Origin of the sequence: Paraburkholderia ferrariae NBRC 106233, assembly GCF_000685035.1 — a bacterium.
GTDB classification, from domain to species: Bacteria; Pseudomonadota; Gammaproteobacteria; order Burkholderiales; family Burkholderiaceae; genus Paraburkholderia; species Paraburkholderia ferrariae.
In genome coordinates, this window is sequence record NZ_BAYB01000007.1 from 127,724 (window position 1) to 143,596 (window position 15,873).

At 59.5% G+C, this 15,873-nt stretch carries 19 protein-coding genes; 18 read left to right on the top strand and 1 reads right to left on the bottom strand.

The features are described from left to right. Positions 1-4 precede the first annotated feature (4 nt). Genes traD through BFE01S_RS07400 form a run of 3 tightly spaced genes read left to right on the top strand, consistent with a single transcriptional unit; the run spans position 5 to position 3,359 of the window. Positions 5-2,146, top strand: a complete 2,142-nt coding sequence (gene traD / locus BFE01S_RS07390; RefSeq protein ID WP_028224930.1) for a type IV conjugative transfer system coupling protein TraD — start codon at positions 5-7, stop codon at positions 2,144-2,146. Positions 2,147-2,157: 11 nt separating this feature from the next. Continuing rightward, a complete protein-coding gene (locus BFE01S_RS07395; protein WP_028224931.1) occupies positions 2,158-2,856 on the top strand; it encodes a DUF4400 domain-containing protein in 699 nt (232 codons plus the stop codon). Positions 2,857-2,912: 56 nt separating this feature from the next. After that, positions 2,913-3,359, top strand: a complete 447-nt coding sequence (locus tag BFE01S_RS07400) for an SET domain-containing protein (protein WP_028224932.1) — start codon at positions 2,913-2,915, stop codon at positions 3,357-3,359. 16 nt (positions 3,360-3,375) lie between these two features. Here the strand turns inward: BFE01S_RS07400 and BFE01S_RS07405 are convergent, their stop codons facing one another. Further along, positions 3,376-3,585, bottom strand: a complete 210-nt coding sequence (locus BFE01S_RS07405) for a helix-turn-helix transcriptional regulator (RefSeq protein ID WP_028224933.1) — start codon at positions 3,583-3,585, stop codon at positions 3,376-3,378. Between the two features lie 508 nt (positions 3,586-4,093). Between BFE01S_RS07405 and BFE01S_RS45720 the strand changes: the two genes are divergently transcribed. From BFE01S_RS45720 to BFE01S_RS07490, 15 genes are all read left to right on the top strand, one after another. Further along, on the top strand, positions 4,094-4,273 hold the full coding sequence (locus BFE01S_RS45720) for a hypothetical protein (RefSeq protein WP_245621052.1): 180 nt from the start codon (positions 4,094-4,096) through the stop codon (positions 4,271-4,273). Between the two features lie 57 nt (positions 4,274-4,330). After that, entirely contained in the window at positions 4,331-4,750 is a 420-nt protein-coding gene (locus tag BFE01S_RS45725) for a tyrosine-type recombinase/integrase (protein WP_245621053.1), read from the top strand. Between the two features lie 405 nt (positions 4,751-5,155). Continuing rightward, positions 5,156-5,401: an AbrB/MazE/SpoVT family DNA-binding domain-containing protein gene (locus tag BFE01S_RS07420; RefSeq protein WP_028224935.1), complete on the top strand. Its 246-nt coding sequence runs from the start codon at positions 5,156-5,158 to the stop codon at positions 5,399-5,401. Next, positions 5,398-5,796, top strand: coding sequence for a PIN domain-containing protein (locus BFE01S_RS07425; protein WP_028224936.1), 399 nt, complete (start codon positions 5,398-5,400; stop codon positions 5,794-5,796). The genes BFE01S_RS07420 and BFE01S_RS07425 overlap by 4 nt, the downstream gene beginning before the upstream one ends. A gap of 41 nt (positions 5,797-5,837) precedes the next feature. Next, a complete protein-coding gene (locus BFE01S_RS07430) occupies positions 5,838-6,128 on the top strand; it encodes a DUF2471 family protein (protein ID WP_028224937.1) in 291 nt (96 codons plus the stop codon). A 408-nt stretch (positions 6,129-6,536) separates the two neighbouring features. Next, positions 6,537-7,583, top strand: a complete 1,047-nt coding sequence (locus BFE01S_RS07435) for an ABC-three component system protein (RefSeq protein ID WP_028224938.1) — start codon at positions 6,537-6,539, stop codon at positions 7,581-7,583. After that, entirely contained in the window at positions 7,580-8,083 is a 504-nt protein-coding gene (locus BFE01S_RS07440; RefSeq protein ID WP_028224939.1) for an ABC-three component system middle component 2, read from the top strand. Before BFE01S_RS07435 ends, BFE01S_RS07440 begins: the two co-directional genes overlap by 4 nt. Further along, entirely contained in the window at positions 8,068-9,966 is a 1,899-nt protein-coding gene (locus tag BFE01S_RS37785) for an AAA family ATPase (RefSeq protein ID WP_042337308.1), read from the top strand. Before BFE01S_RS07440 ends, BFE01S_RS37785 begins: the two co-directional genes overlap by 16 nt. 121 nt (positions 9,967-10,087) lie before the next feature. After that, positions 10,088-10,438 (top strand): hypothetical protein, encoded by a 351-nt coding sequence (locus BFE01S_RS07450; protein WP_028224940.1) that lies wholly within the window; start codon positions 10,088-10,090, stop codon positions 10,436-10,438. A gap of 472 nt (positions 10,439-10,910) precedes the next feature. Next, complete coding sequence (locus BFE01S_RS37790) at positions 10,911-11,171, top strand: hypothetical protein (RefSeq protein ID WP_042337309.1); 261 nt, start codon at positions 10,911-10,913, stop codon at positions 11,169-11,171. Between the two features lie 271 nt (positions 11,172-11,442). Next, positions 11,443-12,459 (top strand): hypothetical protein, encoded by a 1,017-nt coding sequence (locus BFE01S_RS07465; protein ID WP_156966930.1) that lies wholly within the window; start codon positions 11,443-11,445, stop codon positions 12,457-12,459. A gap of 31 nt (positions 12,460-12,490) precedes the next feature. Then, positions 12,491-13,174: a hypothetical protein gene (locus BFE01S_RS07470; RefSeq protein WP_028224943.1), complete on the top strand. Its 684-nt coding sequence runs from the start codon at positions 12,491-12,493 to the stop codon at positions 13,172-13,174. Positions 13,175-13,207: 33 nt separating this feature from the next. After that, the gene (locus BFE01S_RS07475) at positions 13,208-13,822 is read left to right on the top strand and encodes a hypothetical protein (RefSeq protein WP_028224944.1); all 615 of its coding nucleotides are present in this window, start codon (positions 13,208-13,210) and stop codon (positions 13,820-13,822) included. A 256-nt stretch (positions 13,823-14,078) separates the two neighbouring features. Then, a complete protein-coding gene (locus BFE01S_RS07485; RefSeq protein ID WP_028224946.1) occupies positions 14,079-14,420 on the top strand; it encodes a hypothetical protein in 342 nt (113 codons plus the stop codon). Positions 14,421-14,683: 263 nt separating this feature from the next. Continuing rightward, complete coding sequence (locus tag BFE01S_RS07490; RefSeq protein WP_028224947.1) at positions 14,684-15,856, top strand: HNH endonuclease signature motif containing protein; 1,173 nt, start codon at positions 14,684-14,686, stop codon at positions 15,854-15,856. Positions 15,857-15,873 lie beyond the last annotated feature (17 nt).

Genomic DNA, 15,873 nt, shown 5'->3' on the forward strand with positions numbered 1-15,873 from the left:
GGCGATGGGCTATCCAGTCGAGAACCGCTTTCGCAGACCCGTCGAACTGCTGTCGTCGTTTGCCGCGCTTGCCGCTACGGGTGTGCTCTGGTCCCACCCCGCGCTGTTTCTGCTCACCCCAGCGACCGGCGGTGTGACGACTCTCGGGTTGCTCGCCCTGGCCTGGGTGCGTGCCAGGCAGGCGTGGCAACTGATCCGTTTCCAGCGTAACCTGCGGCGCCTGCCGCAGTACGTGATCCCGGCCGCGGTCATCCCGTGCTCCAGCAGGGAGGTATTTCTGGGCCGCGGTTTCCGGTGGAGCGGTATCCACACACAGCGCCTGTATCAGGCCCGTCTTCCCGAGAACCGGCGACTGCTTGCCCGCAACGATCTCTACGACCACGCACGGGACCACGAGCGGCGCTATCCCGACGGCCGGCTTGCGCGTCTCACACGACGGCAGGGCTGGTGGAATCCGGTCGAGCCACTGCCACCGGTCGGCGGCGATCCCGGGTTGCATGGCGTTGAGCCCGAAGAGCGCGATGTCTGGTTCGACCTTGGCGAGCGCGTCGGTCATATGGCGGTGCTCGGCACGACGCGTGTGGGCAAGACCCGCCTGTGCGAGGTCCTGGTCGCCCAGGATATCCGCCGTGGCGATATCGTCATCGTGTTCGATCCTAAGGGCGACGTGGACCTGCTGCTGCGCATGTACGCGGAGGCGAAGCGGTGCGGTCGCGACGGCGAATTCACGTTCTTCCATCTGGGCTACCCGGACCGTTCCGCACGCTACAGTCCGATCGGCACCTACTCGCGGATCACGGAGGTCGCGACCCGCATCGCGGGCAACCTGCCGAAGGAAGGCCAGTCGGCTGCGTTCCGCGATTTCGTCTGGCGCTTCGTGAACGTGATGGCCCGTGCAATGAGCGCGCTCGGTATTCGCCCGACCTACGAGATGATCTACCAGAACGCGGTGAATATCGACGGGCTGGCGCTGCGGTATTTCCGCTTCTGGCTCGATCGTGATCACCCAGGCTGGGAAGACGGGCTGGAGCCGCTCGAGAAGGAGGAAGCGAAGCAGGCGATGCGCCTTCAGCGCAATCAGGAGGTGCTGCAGGTCGCGAACCTGATCCGTCAGCAGGGCTGGACCGATCCAATCGCGAACGGTCTGCTGTCGGTGATCAGTAACGAGCGTTCTTACTTCGACAAGCTGATCTCCTCCCTCTACCCCCTCCTGGAAAAGCTCACCACAGGGCGCACATCGGAGCTGCTGTCACCCGATTACAGCGATCCGGACGACCCGCGCCCGGTGTTCGACTGGAACCGGGTGATGGACCGCGGCGGGATCGTATACGTCGGGCTCGATGCGTTGTCCGACTTCGAGGTCGCGGGCGTGGTCGGCAACGCGATGTTTGCGGATCTGACGTCCACTGCCGGCCGGATTTACAAGTATGGGCACGGTTACGGCCAGAGCACAGCCGGCGGCAGGCGCCGCGTATCGATCCACGCGGACGAATTCAACGAACTGGTCGGCGACGAATTCGTGCCGATGGTCAACAAGGCCGGTGGGGCAGGCTACCAGGTGACGGCCTACACGCAGACGAGCGCCGACGTGGAAGCGAAGATCGGTTCGCGTGCCAAGGCCGAGCAGATCTTCGGCAACTTCAACACGATCGTGATGCTGCGTGTGAAATACGTGACGACCGCGAAGATCCTCACCGACCAGTTGCCGATGGTCGACGTGAAGACGCTCACGCTCGCCTCGTCGGCAACGGATGCGGTGCGACGCGGGGAGGGTGTGCATTTCACGGCGCAGACGCACGACCAGATTTCGGTACGCCCTGTGCCTATGCTGCAGCCCGCCGATCTCACGCAGTTGCCAAAGGGGCAGGCCTTTGCGCTGATTGAGGGCGGCCAACTGGTGAAGGTTCGGCTACCGCTACTGGAGGAGAACGATCCCATCATGCTGCCCGGGCTGGATGAAGTGGTGGCAGATATGCGGGCGAAATACGCGTCCTATGTACAGGCAGTCTCGCCGTTCGACGAGGCGGGCGGGGTGGCGCCGGATGTTATCGGAGGCGTAGTGGGCAGTTTCCTGCCAGTCGTCAGTCACACCCAGCCTTCAGCCGGCGAGCCCTGGGCGGTTGAGGGCAAGGGTGCGGGATTCTGAGAGGAGCGGGCATGAGCGCGACGCGCCGGGATGGGAACGCTGACGGTGTGAAGTCGTTTTTCTGGATTGTCGATCTGGCGATTCATGCAATGCTATGGCTGCTGCTGGCATCGCTCCTGTCGGTGCTGGCTGACGTCGCAGCAGCCCACCTTTTATGGCGGGATCATCCCGTGGGCGGGATTGAGACGCTGCTTCGCTATTACCTGGAACAGACATCGGATCGCGAACTCGCAAGGCGCGCAGCAGACCTTGCGTACTGGAGCTGGTTTGGCTGGACGGGCGTCGATGCCTCAGCGCAGGCGTGGCAGGCCGGGACATTGTCTGCCCAGGGGCTCGGCTCCATGCTGCGGCCCGCATTTACCGGATCGACACGCGAGGTGTTGATCGTGGCGATGGTCGGAGTGAAGCTGTTCGGCGTTCGCGTCTCGATGTTGCTGATGACGGTCCCGCAGTTTCTGCTGGCCATTGCGGTCGCGCTCACGGATGGACTGGTGGCGCGTCACGTCAGGCGGGCGCAGGGCGGCCACGAATCTGCGACCCGCTATCACCATGCAAAGCGTGGGCTGGCATTTGGGGTGATACCGCTGACGGCCATCGTGTGGCTTGTCGCGCCGCTGTGCCTGCCGGTCTATCTTCTCTTCTGGCCGGTCTCGGTGATGATGCTGCTCGCGGTCTGGAACATGGCCAAGTACTTCAAGAAATATACATAGGAAGTAAGGGCCACCCTATACTTCACTTCGACAATGAGAGAAAGGAAAGGCAGGTCATGCAGCGACGTGTGGTGGTCCGGCGCTCGCTCGTGCACGGGCGAGGCGTATTCGCGCTTCAGGCGCTCGAACCCGGCGAGCGGATTCTCGAATACAAGGGTGATCTGATCAGGTGGCAAACAGCGGTCAGGCAACACAGGAAGTCGGGCGTGTCTGGTCACACTTACTTCTTCGGGCTGTCTGACGGACGCGTGATCGATGGTGGGCAACGGGGAAACAGCGCGCGCTGGCTCAATCACTCGTGCGATGCAAATTGTGAGGCCATCGAAATTGATGATCGCGTCTTCATCCATGCGTCGGCCGCGATCGCGCCTGGCGACGAGCTCTTTCTGGACTACCAGTTAGTGACCGACGAGCCGGCCGACGACGAGATCAGGCGGTGCTACGTCTGCCGGTGCGGCGCTCCCCGGTGCAGGGGAACGATGCTCGTAGCGAGCGAGGCGTAGCTCCCGCAAGGCAGGATCAGTGACTCCGGGGAAAGGGGGGTGCTGGCTCTCTCGCCTCTGACCGCCTGGCAAGCCACGCTTCCAGTTCAGACTCACGCCATCCGGTCGCGCGCTCACCGATGCGGATGGGGCGCGGGAATTCTCCCCGGCCGATCATCGCGTAAATGGTTGCACGGCACAGGCCGATTTTCTTGACGACGTCCTTCATGCGCATTACCTGGTCCATTTTGCACGACTCCGGATTGCATTTGTCGTAGCCGATTATCCGCAAAGCCTGCTCTTGTGCAACGGACGCGCCGGGGCGTCGGCGTGATGTGGAAAGCGTCAGAGGGAGATTGTGTCGATGTTCCCGACACTGATAGACACCGGAGCTTTACATCTGGTTACCTATTTGTTCTCGAACCGTCCAGCCCAAAGATGGAAGAGGATGCGTGAGCCAGCGCTCGATCGCGTTGACCGGACCAGCAAGGCGTGGAGACACTCGCATGAGGTTCGCCATCTGGTGGTGCAGCGCCTCGTTGATCTGTCCGGTCTGCTGGGAAACCTGTCAACGGGGAGCCGCAATTTCTGCTGAGTCGTGCCGTTGGCCGTTCAGGCGCTCGGGAAATAATCCGGCGGTTGGCGCGGCAATGAATTTTCCGAGGTTGGCAGGTTTGGCGCGGCTTTGAGATTCATTGTGATCATCTGTTATGCGAAGTACTATCTGAGTAGTCCACGAAGCGGAATTTTCACGGATGGCCAAAGCACCTGTTGTTGAAGAACATGATTTGCGCCGCATGCTAAAGATCGCGGCCGTAACGGGGGAGTCGCCGCTTCGCGACGTCGCCCTGTTATACGTCCTTTACGGGACCGGCGCGATGCTGACCAAACTGGCCCAACTGAAAGTGGCGGACTATTTGACGGAAGCCAGCTAGGTGCGTCGCGACAGCGTTATCCGTGCGGAGATCGCGCACAACAACGTGGAGCGACCAGTGTTCTGGGTCAACGCCAAGGTCGTAGCGGCCATAGATGCTTACCTTGCCTTTAGGGCATCGAGCGGCCAGGGAGTGACGACACGCAAGGCGGCGTATCGCTCACTCGACCCGGAGAGCTATCTTTTTCTCCGCGCCGATGGGGAGCCGTATGGGTTGACGGCACGGCGGTCGGCGAGTGGTGTCGTCAACTATTCATGTGATTCCCTGAGCCAGGTATTCCGTCGGTTGCATTCGCAAGCGGGTGTCGAGGGGCACGCATTGGCCGGGCGGCGCACGTTTGCCGTCAGGCTTTATCGCAAGGGCTACGACCTGCGTCATATAGCTGCGTTAACCGGTCACCAGACGCTCACGGCAGTACGTAGGCTCGTCGACAGCGACCCAGTCAAGCTGGGTGATCTCGTGTCTGGGGTGGTATGAGCGGCATCTCACACCGGTATCGGTTTGGCCATCATCTTGTTCGCTAAAGCAGTTGCAGCATCGAGTGGACCGCGTCATGTTCTTCGCATGAAGCCACTCGTCATGGTCCGCAGGCCACAGGATGTCGACCGAGCGATTTTCGTGTCTGGAGCAGTGCATGTGCCCGATAACGGCGTGGCCCTCGGCGTCAGCCATCGTGACGCCGGTCAGGGGCCCCTGAGGCGTCTCGTTGCGTTTCCCAACGGCGAACGGCCCGCCGTGGGCCAGGTCACACCGATGGCAGCCGTGCTTGCCCCTCTCCCAGTTCAGCTCGACTGCGTGGCGACCAGCCGCACCCGACAGGAGGATTTTTCTTGCCTTCTCCGACGCCTTACCATAAAGTAAGTAATATTGGAGGGACCAATCATGCCGTCTGCAACCATTACATCGAAGGGCCAGGTCACGATCCCGGTGGACGTGCGCAACCAGCTTGGCTTGGAATCCGGCGACCGGATCGAATTCAGCTTCAACGAGGAATCGGGCCGGTACGAAGTTTATCCAGCCACGCGGGCACTCGCGTCGCTCAAGGGCATTGTGAAGAAGCCCGCCAAGCCAGTGTCGATCGAGGACATGAACCGCGCCATCGCCGAGCAGGGAGCGTCCGCACGATGATCGGACTGGATACGAACGTACTGGTCCGCTACTTCGCTCAGGACGACGCCGTGCAGTCGAAGCGGGCGACGGCGTTCATGGAGTCCCTGTCGGCCGAGCGCCCCGGTTACGTCTCGCAGATCGCGTTGGTCGAACTGGTGTGGGTGCTCGCGCGTTGCTACGGCGTCGAGCGCGGACAATTGAAGGACATCCTCGAATCCATGGTCGGGACGAAGGAACTGCTCGTCGAAGGAGCGGATACGGTGCGCAAGGCGCTGCGGGTTTTTGTGGCGTCCGACAAGGCAGATTTTGCGGATTGCCTGATCGAGCGGTCCGGGCACGTGGCCGACTGTGAATACACGGCAACCTTCGATGTAACTGCATCGAAAGTCGCAGGAATGCAGTTGATCAAGTAATCACGTCTCAAGCCGATATCAGGGAATGCGAGGACCAGAAAATGGATGTGCTGTTTTCCGCCAATGCGGCGGTACAGGAAGTCGTGCCAGCGGTGGTGCAGCGTCACCGCGCCGCGGGTGTGCTCACGTGGGCGCTCCTGCACAAGATTGAGGCGGAAGTACTCGCGCAGGTGGCAGCGACCGGCAAGCACAGCATGCGCATTCTCGACATGCTTCGTGCGCCTGCCGCGCTCGACTACCCGAAGGACGACCGGCCGGTGTCGTTCGAAGGCCATGATTTTGTTCCAATTGTTTTCGGTGCGATTGATGACGCATGGCGCCGGGTTCACTGATCACGGAAAGCAAGAAGGGGCTGAGTGTTGATAGAAATGGCGCTTACGCCAAAAAAGGGCTCCAGCTTCGAGAAAGCGACGAAACGAAGAGGCGGATACTTAAGATATCCGTGCCCTCGTTTCAGGGCAGGACGCATGGCGCAGTCTTTTCGTAGAAACCGGGCGGAGCACCAGACAGGCAAGGCACTACAGCGACGTGGTCGCAACCGCATGGCGGTGGCCGGAGGGGTACTAGCCACCTCCAAGGGCTAGACGCGGTGCGCCACAGCCACAGCCGCAGCCGCAGCCGCAGCCGCAGCCGCAGCCGCAGCCGCAGCCGCAGCCAGAAATTATGCGGGGTTGATGCACAGACTCCTTCCGTCACAACGATAATTCGGCTTCTAACTTTTTCGCTGTCTTGAGCTATACATGTCGACGCTTCGTCCGAACCAGCTTGTCATCAAACCGGGGGCTTTGCCGCCCTCGCTGATGGTTCGTCATTTCAAACCGGACGAATGGGAGGAGTTCATTGAGCGCAGTGCATTGCAGCGTGAGGTGAACGGTCGCAGATATCACCAGGTCAAGCGCTTTGGCGGACCAGGTGACGCCGGTCGGGATGTTGAGGCTAGACTTGCGGGCGCGCTGGTTGCGTACGAGTGGGACCTGTACCAAGCGAAGCACTACAAGGCGCCGCTGACCCCGGGCGAGTTCTTTCCGGAACTCGCCAAATTCTTTCGCCATCTCGCCGCAGGTACCTATCCGCCTCCGCGCCGGTACTTTGTGTGTTCGCCGCAGAATGCCGGACCGGATCTGCATGATCTGATCGCCAACCCGGCGGCGCTCAAACAGCGGTTTCTGGCCGATTGGGCCGCCGGCAAGACGGGTATGAAAGGGCTGGTGAGCGGCCTGAGCCCTGAGGTCCGGGCGGTGATTGACTCATTCGAATTTGCGCGGATTGAGGAATGCCTGCTGCGTGATCTGCTCGCGTGGCACGCGATCGATCATGCCAGCCACTGCAGGATCTTCCATATCGAGGCGGAACGGGGCGACGATCCGGCGATGCCGGCATTGCCAACCGAGGACGAGTTGATCTACGTCGAAGAGCTTGTCGCGGTGTACGCCGAACAGGGGAGCGCCGCGCACACGGTCGAAGAGATCATGCAGACGCCGTACGCCGAACATTTCACCGACTGCCGCGTGGAGTTTTACTGTGCCGAGGGCCTGAAGAGATTCAGCCGCGACCTGTTCGAACGCGACGAGTTCGCGACGCTGCTCGATATGGTCCTGAAGGGCGTGCGCACCGCCGTATCCAGCCCGCGTCATCGCATCGGTCTGGACCGGCTGGACGCGGCGGTCACTCGTGCCGCGTCTCTCGCGCTGACGGACAGTGCATTGCACGGCCGGCTGCGCGGCGGGGATCTCCCCGGCACCTGCCATCATCTGGTCAACGAGAAGAAACTGAGGTGGATCAAATGACGCGCACGCACACGACGCGTGTGTTCAACTCGCCGTTTGAGCTCGGCTTTCGCATGGTCTATCTGCTCAGCGCGCTCCGCCCGGCGGGCGCGGACCTGCAGAAGCTCATCCTGCTCGACTATGCCGTCGTGTATTCGGGCGATCTGGGCGGACCTGAAAGCCTGCACACCCCGGTTCCCTACCGCGGCAGCGAGCTGCTCAGCCGTCGGACTCTCATTGAGCAGGGGTTGCATCTAATGAGCAGTCGCGGGCTGGTGACGGCGCGGATGGACGATGAAGGGATCACGTATGTTGCCGGACCGGCGGCCCTGTCACTCGTTGGCTCCGTGACGGCGTCCTATTTCACGCGCCTTAACCGCCGTTGCGAATGGGCAGTCAGCCAGTTTGGACAGACCGATACCGAGGCGCTGACGCGGCAATTTACCGAGCAGGGCCATCGCTGGGGCGCGGAGCTGGAAGGTCTCACACTGGAGGGGAGCGGGCAGTGGCGATTCGACTGATACGACTGGCGGCATCGGGACCGGACCGACCGGTCGCAGAGATTGAGTTTTCGCCGCTGCATTGCCTCATTCGCGGTCCGAGCGACACTGGCAAGTCCTACATCCGTGACTGCCTGTGGTATCTACTCGGAGGCGAGAAGACACCGAAGAAGGTACCCGAAGACGATGGATACGAGTCGCTGGAACTTGAGTTCGCGGACGGCACGGATACTTACATTGTGCGGCGCGCGCTGCGCGGTGGCGGGGCCCACATTTTCCGTACGAAGCGCGCGACAGACGCGGCGGACGGTGCTCGGGCCGACGACGGCTCGGCAGAAGGCGCGGCCGTGCTCATGGATGCACCCGAGGGGATGGAACCCATCGATGCGGACCTGTCGGAACTCGTCGTCGAACTGTCTGGTGCAGCCGGAAAGCAGATCCTGAGATCGAAAAGCAAACGGGGGCCCGTCACGGGGTCGGACATCAGGCACTGGTTCATGCTTTCGCAGCCGACTGTAATCAGCGAAGATCCGACGAGCGGGGCGAGCCACAGCGATCGGCCGCAGCGCATGGCCGCGTTCCACCTCTTTCTGACGGGAAATGACGATTCGGCCGTTGCGCTCGTCAAATCCCAAGCAGAAAAGGATCGTCTCTTCGGGCAGCTTACGTCTGCCCAAGACGCGCTTAAGCGGGTCTTGGCCGGCGTCGACCCCGAAGCAACGCGTGTCGACATCGAGGACGCGATCGAACGTGTGGACGAGACGCTTACAGAAATTACCCGACAATACGACGCGCGTGCCGTGCAGCTGCGTGATGTTCGCGGCCAGATCGTTGAATCAACGGACGCGCTGCGCAAGCATGCCACGCGAGCCAGCCATTCCCAGTCGATGCTTGATCGATTCAAGTTGCTCGACCAGAAGTATGTGAGCGATCTTGAACGCCTCGGCGCCCTTAATGAGGGCGTAGCCCACTTTGCGGCGCTCGAAGCGGTACCTTGCCCGATTTGTGCGACGCCGGTCGAGCTTCACGTCGCCCCCCCTGATCTTGGAAAGCGCGCACCGGGCAGCTATCGGAAGGCGGTCGCGGCTGAGTCCCAGAAAATCACCGGGCTTCGAGCGGGCCTGCTGCATTCGATAGCAATCGAGCAGCGGCGTCTTGCCGATGCAACGGAGCAAGCCGATCTGAGCAGGCGACGGCTGCGCGAGCTTGAGAAGGAAGAAACCAGACGGATCAGTGGCGCGCGCGTGGAATTCCAGGCAGATCCGAAGGAGCTCGCCGTGCGCCGCAGCGAGCTCGCGAAGCAGCTAGGTGCCTTCGACGAAAAGGCGCGACTTGAAGCAGAAATCGAGAGGCTGAAGAAACTGCGGGTGTCGAAGGCGGCGCCCATCACACGTGATGCCGGCGAGCCGGCGAAAGTGGTTGCCACTCTGGTGAAATCGCTGCTTGTCGAGTGGGGATTCGACGATGTCCAGCAGGTGACACTCGATACGGGCGAATGCGACCTTGTCATCAATGATCGCGCTCGTCTGAGTTACGGGGCCGGCAAGCGCGGCATCTTCCTGACCGCGTTAGCCATCGGCCTGATGAAATATGCGCTCGAGGCCGGCAATCCGCATCTGGGCCTGGTCGTGATCGATTCCCCGCTCAAGGCCTACGCTGATCCAGATTCAGGAGAGGAGCGCGCGCTGCCAACCCGGACGCTGACTGACAGGTTTTATGCTTGGCTGTCGACGTGGAGCGGACCGGGGCAGGTTGTGGTTGCGGAAAACGAGAAGATTCGGACCGCGACTGCTGATGTGTTGAAGCCGATCGAGTTCACGCGTCGCAATGATTCGGGGCGTGCGGGCTTCTATCTAAAGAGCGTTGTACCAATGCAGACGGCGGACGATACCCGCCACGAATAGAGGTCTCTGCCGGAGGTTGGAATCCACAGATGGACGCATACGAACTCGGGACCCTGCACGATAGTCAGGGAAGCATAGTGGCGTTTCAGGCCCATGCAAAGACGTTGAGTACGGCGGTCGCATGATGGCCGATCACCAGTACACAGTCGGAATGCGCGATGGACGCTACGTTGTGCTCCGGGACGGCGTGATGACTTCCGGGAGGTTCGCCTCGATCCAACAAGCCAGGGCCGAGATGGATCGCTTGTGCGCGATCGACGAGGACCGTCGGCGAGCGTTCGGGGAGCGAATGGCCGATCTGGTGACGCGAAATTTAGCGTACACCGTCGATGGAGTACCAGAATTTGATGATTGGGAAACAGCTTGGGCCTGGTTCTACGAGCAGCCCCAAGACGTTCGAGAGCGTATCGACAGGGCGGCACAAGAGTTGAAGGCGGCGGCCACTTCAGTGAAGGACGGCGCCAAGAAGTAGCGGCTGCGAGATACTGAAAACAACGGAAAATATGCGTTGTGCATGCAAGGATGTGATCTGACAGCCGACTACAATAAGGCAGGATCTTGAATCCTATCCCCGATGGGGATATAAATCTCAAAGTAACTGCGAGGCAACAAAATAGATGACGCCAAAGGAGGATCTCGCGACTCTTGCCCAACAGGATCTCCTGCGCGTGGCGATGGAGCGACTAGGTATGACGCGCGCCGAATTTGCGGCACGCTTGAGCATTGCCGTACGCACGCTAGACAAATGGCTGCTCCCGAGTGACTCTGCGGATGCACGGACGATGCCCGAAATGGGGCGGTCGTACGTGTGCGAAATCTTGAAATGGCAAAAGAAGTGAACTGCTTCGGATTATCCCAGAATGGGGATATACGCTGATGATACTTTGGAACATCTGCTATCAACGTCGGGACGAGCGGTAACGACGCTATACCTGGAGGTTGCAATGAAACGGGTGAAGCGGTTCGCGGAATACGACGGCTGGAAGATCGAGGCATCGCCGATCATTCTCGCGAAGCAGCGACTTTTCCAGGCTGGTGCAGTCATCGAACATGCTGACGGCGTGCGCTTCGTGTTTTCGGATCTCGGCAATCGAGCCTATCGATGGCAAGCCTATGAGCGGGGCATCGAATGGGCAAAGCAGTGGATCGACATCAACTACAGGTACGGGACTGTCGGCCGCAGCAGTTGCGAAAACGTGCGATGACGCGGCATGCGTGAACGCGCCGAGTAAAGTCAACGCGCTGACCATAGAAAAAATGGGCGCGTTGTCGAGCGATTCGAATAGGAAAAAGCTGTGATCGTGGAAGCTATCGCATTGACCAGAGTCGCGTTGCTGCTGGCCGCATGCACGGATATGCGTGCAGTTGCTCACGCGTGAGGCCTGCGCTACGGGCATCGACCTCCGGATGGACAAGGCGAGCGGTTGGCGTCTCGTTCGACAACTGACCAACGACTAGGTGAAGGAGTAAGTGTCGATGGAGAAGGAAGGATCAGAATCAGCTGATAGGCCCGAAAAGGCGCCTACGGCCATCTACATCGAATCACATCGCTCGGCAAATGCCCTCATATCGCCCTTGCCGCCTCCTCAAATCGATGCTGCGCTAGTCGGTAGAACACGGACGTTGCTGGAGCCCGTTTGGATGCAAAGGTTGCAATCGACGTGGAAACCTGATGGCATCGTAGGCACTGTTCTGAGCAAGCTACAACTGGCACCCGCTGGACTGGTGCCGCTCATGGAGCGTACCACCCAGATCGCGAACCAAATTGGGAATAGCATTGCTCGATTCGAGGGTCCATGGCGAAAGATCGTCGAAGATATCGGAGCGATTGCTAAGCAATTTGAAGCCTATCCTGACGAGATGCGTGCAGGACTTCTGGCTATGAGCCGTTCCGGCTGGTACCTCGACCTCGAAATGGGTGCAGGGGAGCCGATTCGGTTCAAGCAGGCCGTAGACGTTGGGCGGGAGGTTGACGCAGAGCGCGAGATGATCGATCACTTCGACCGGCGAGCAGATGGTATTCGCACTGAATTGATCCAAAAATATCCTCATCGCCGGAGGATTTTCGAAGCTGCATTCGATGCGCACGCAAACGGCCAATACGTCCTCTCGATACCAGTGTTACTAGCACAGGTGGACGGGATCTGCTTCGATGTGGCGAAGGCCCACTTCTTCATGGGAAGAGAGCGCGCCAAGGTAGTCGAACACGCCGTCGAATTAGCCGGATCAGAAATCGCAAAGGCATTCCTCGCACCGTTCCAAACCGAAATGTCGGTGACCTTTTCGGAGAAATCCCGCCCGGAAGGTTTTGCTGGGCTGAACCGGCACACGGTACTACACGGCGAATCTGTGGATTACGGTACTCGGGAGAACGGGTTGCGCGCGATTTCCCTGCTGAACTATATGTCACAGTCTCTCCAGCATGAGATCGACAAGCCTGATGAGGATACGTGCGACTCGAGCGGGAACGACGCACAGAACGCCAGAAGTTAGCGAGACCACGGAAAACTGAACGAGTCAGTCGATGACCAAAACTATCGAGTTCGACATCCCTGACGTGCCCGCGCCGACAAATCCGTTTCTCGGGTACTGGGGCGCCCAGTTGATCGTCGGGCACTTTTCGGATTCACCGAAGGTCATCACGCTCTCTTCGACCTTTGTGCGCTGCGTTTTTTCGGCACGCGAAGACTATCTGGCAGCCACGAACCATCTCCGTGCCGCATTTCAATCGACTCGGGCGTTGCAGCTCAGTGAAATGTATAGGAGCATCTCGCGGTTCGAGTTGTGTATCAGTAGCATGTATCTCGCCTCGCGTGCGTTCCGTCGGCTTCGCCGGTGCGCTGAACTACCTCCCGATAGCTATGTGGTAGTAAACGGCGAAAAGCCTGCGTTCATCGCACCGAGGATCGGGGACAGGCTCAAGGTCATGCGTGACACGATGCAGCACATTGAGGAAAGGCTGGCCAAGGGAGAATTGAGGAATGATCTTCCCTACATGGTGCAGCCCACGGGCGAAGAACGCACGCGGAATGATTCCTCCCAACTTGCACAGACCGTTTTGACCATCGACCGGCTCCGCATTGCTGAGCACGAGGTGCGATTTGCAGAAGTCGTTGAGTGGCTCGGTGAGATGATCGTATATGTGGAAAAACTTCGGTCGCTGATGCCGACACGCTGGACGTCAAGCTTGGCAGCCACGGCTGGTTGAGGAAGTGCTAACACAACGGAAAACGGGGGCGATATGCCGCAAAAAGCGCGACTACGAATTCACGGGTACGGATCCGTCGAGCTCAAATATACAACCGAATACTTGGTCGACCTTGAGCACGCGTATGAATCGATTTTCCACTTCGAATCATTGCTCGACGATGCTCGTCGTATCCCAAGATACCTTAAACCGTGGGACTTCTTTGACTTGACGGTGTGGCCGGAACGCATCATTCGCGGCGGGCGGTCCGATACGGTGCGCGTAAACATTCCGCATTCCGAGCAGCTCATACTTGCGAGGACGCAGCTCAATTCACCCGGCTTCTGGGAGTTTCTCGGCGCACTCAATCCGCTGGAGGTGATTCGTCAGTACCTGAACGACCGTCACGAGAGGCGCAAGGATAAGGACTATCGAGAATCTGCCGAGGAACGTCGACTGATCTTGGAAAACCTGAAATTAGAGAACGAAGTTATGTCAGAGCGCGTGAGGCTGGCAAGGGACCTTGGTGCAACGAACAGTGATCTCGCCTTGATGTGGGATCAATTGATTTATCAGCCGCTCCGTGCACTTGACCGCCATCAGGACAGAGGAGTGATCGACGGAGCTGAGATTACGGTTGTCGATGAAGACGACAAAGCATCGGAGTGATCGGAAAACAGGAGGATCGGCAGATGGCGAAGTGACAAGGCGTGCCCACTCACTGGACTGGCATTTCGATCACGATTGGCGGCGTTGAGGTGACCGGCTCATACAGCGTGGACAGGACGGACTGGATGACAGTCCGGATGGCGGGCGGTGGTACGAAGAGCGCAAGGGGTGGTCCAGCCGCCGAAAGCGTCGCGCGCCTCATTTTGGGCGAGCTGTATGCCGAAGCGCACCGGACGCAGAAATAGGAAAGCGAAAAATGAGGCAGGGGCTGACGAGCACGCCGCATCCGATAGCAATCGCACTTGCCATTGCGGCCCTCATCGTGGGCCTGGTAGGGGCGTGGTATTGGCTGCGTTCGGCACGCGTACCACTAGCTTTGCCCGAAAGCGAGGCTTACGATCCAAACGTGATTGAACCGGTCGAGCTGGAACTCAAAGTGCTCACCTGGCATGTGGAGCAGTTTCGAGCGAATCAATCCACGTGGGAAGCGCAGGTCCGTGCGAGTGGGGAGATCGGGCGCTTAAACGCAATCGCCGCGGTGTTGACCGCGTTGGCCCTCGTGCTCAGCACAGTGTCGGCCGTGATCGCGGCCTTGTGATTAGTGCCGGACATTTAGTGCAATAAAAGTTGAGACGGAAACTACAGATGACAAAGATCAGCGAAACCGAATGGAAGGCAAGGTTAAAGCAAGCCGAGAGCCTTGCAGAAGCCGGCACTGAATGTGCCTTGTGTGGCGGAACTGGAGGATGGCCTGGCTTGGCCGGTTTCGTCGCTTGTAAGCCGTGCAATGGGACTGGCTCGACGGTTCCAACCAGCATGAACGTGAACTAGGAAAACACGAGCAATACGGGGGATTGATCTATGGAATATTACCGTTTCAACATCGGCAAGCCGAATACAGCTCACGAGACTAATGAGTGGTGGGCAGAGAATCTTGTCCGTGGTGTCATCACCGCTGGATTCGATGGTAGCGTTGGCGACGAAGGTGAGAAGCATCTGCGGGCCCTGAATGAAGGGGATTGGGTTCTCGCCTACGTTAGCAAGAAAGGATTCGTCGGCGCTGGACGAGTACTGGCTCTTGAAACGTACAAACTGCACGCGCACCCTCCTAAGGGAACGCTGTCGGACCATCAGCACGAACGCAGCGTGAAGTGGGAGTACGTCATCCGAGACGTGGAGCAGGCCATTTCCGAGCACGAAGCTGGACTTTACCACCCGGTATCAACCTGTCAGCGGGTGACGGATGTTGCAGCGGCAGAGCACCTCATCGCGATGCTCCGCGCGTGTGGTGAGCATTTGGCGGAGCCCGCCAGCATGCTATCGATTACCTCCACCGATTTGGTTGCACTTTTGGACTCGCTCGACGCGCCCATACTAATTACGAAGAACAAGAGGCCCGAGTCGTCCTGGACTTTCCGCGAAGATCGCGAAGTGGACGGGCGCTACCTCGATGGCTTCTGGACAACACGTCCTACGCTCGTCAAGGAAGGGCACGGGTATGTTCTTCATCACGTTGTACACGAGTCCGTCATATGGCTTGGTCCGTTTGGTGGATCAATACAGGACGGCGACGGCCGATACTCCTATGTGATGGATGCTGCGACGCCATTCCTTCTTTTAGATTTCGGTCATGCGACCGCGGAACAACGCGCGCTATGGGCGATCCTGAAACAAGAGGGACCCGTCGTGACGTATTACGAACCGCGCGGCGTCGACGGTACCTCTCCGAGCGTTGCGTTTGCGCTAGCCAAACGTCGACTGCAGCAGGCGAACTTTCGGCTCGCAGTGTTCGCACACCATGGTGTGCGCTGCAAGGTAACCGGTTGCAGGGTGCCGGAGCTACTTGAAGCAGCTCACCTGCGGGGGCGCAATTGGCAGGACGGACACAACGCAGCGACAGACGGGATTCCGCTGCGCGTTGATCTACACCGAGCGTATGATCGAGGCCTGATCAAGCTTGATGCTCAGCACCAATTGGTCACCGTGGCAGATAAGCTACGCGAGCAGTATGCGGAATATCTACGAGCAGAATGAGAAAAAAGAACGACGAA

Bases quoted from the DNA above. Each gene is read 5' to 3' on its own strand.
- traD (WP_028224930.1), top strand. From the start codon at position 5: ATGGGCTATCCAGTCGAGAACCGCTTTCGCAGACCCGTCGAACTGCTG.
- BFE01S_RS07395 (WP_028224931.1), top strand. From the start codon at position 2,158: ATGAGCGCGACGCGCCGGGATGGGAACGCTGACGGTGTGAAGTCGTTT.
- BFE01S_RS07400 (WP_028224932.1), top strand. From the start codon at position 2,913: ATGCAGCGACGTGTGGTGGTCCGGCGCTCGCTCGTGCACGGGCGAGGC.
- BFE01S_RS07405 (WP_028224933.1), bottom strand. From the start codon at position 3,585: ATGGACCAGGTAATGCGCATGAAGGACGTCGTCAAGAAAATCGGCCTG.
- BFE01S_RS45720 (WP_245621052.1), top strand. From the start codon at position 4,094: ATGGCCAAAGCACCTGTTGTTGAAGAACATGATTTGCGCCGCATGCTA.
- BFE01S_RS07420 (WP_028224935.1), top strand. From the start codon at position 5,156: ATGCCGTCTGCAACCATTACATCGAAGGGCCAGGTCACGATCCCGGTG.
- BFE01S_RS07425 (WP_028224936.1), top strand. From the start codon at position 5,398: ATGATCGGACTGGATACGAACGTACTGGTCCGCTACTTCGCTCAGGAC.
- BFE01S_RS07430 (WP_028224937.1), top strand. From the start codon at position 5,838: ATGGATGTGCTGTTTTCCGCCAATGCGGCGGTACAGGAAGTCGTGCCA.
- BFE01S_RS07435 (WP_028224938.1), top strand. From the start codon at position 6,537: ATGTCGACGCTTCGTCCGAACCAGCTTGTCATCAAACCGGGGGCTTTG.
- BFE01S_RS07440 (WP_028224939.1), top strand. From the start codon at position 7,580: ATGACGCGCACGCACACGACGCGTGTGTTCAACTCGCCGTTTGAGCTC.
- BFE01S_RS07450 (WP_028224940.1), top strand. From the start codon at position 10,088: ATGATGGCCGATCACCAGTACACAGTCGGAATGCGCGATGGACGCTAC.
- BFE01S_RS37790 (WP_042337309.1), top strand. From the start codon at position 10,911: ATGAAACGGGTGAAGCGGTTCGCGGAATACGACGGCTGGAAGATCGAG.
- BFE01S_RS07465 (WP_156966930.1), top strand. From the start codon at position 11,443: ATGGAGAAGGAAGGATCAGAATCAGCTGATAGGCCCGAAAAGGCGCCT.
- BFE01S_RS07470 (WP_028224943.1), top strand. From the start codon at position 12,491: ATGACCAAAACTATCGAGTTCGACATCCCTGACGTGCCCGCGCCGACA.
- BFE01S_RS07475 (WP_028224944.1), top strand. From the start codon at position 13,208: ATGCCGCAAAAAGCGCGACTACGAATTCACGGGTACGGATCCGTCGAG.
- BFE01S_RS07485 (WP_028224946.1), top strand. From the start codon at position 14,079: ATGAGGCAGGGGCTGACGAGCACGCCGCATCCGATAGCAATCGCACTT.
- BFE01S_RS07490 (WP_028224947.1), top strand. From the start codon at position 14,684: ATGGAATATTACCGTTTCAACATCGGCAAGCCGAATACAGCTCACGAG.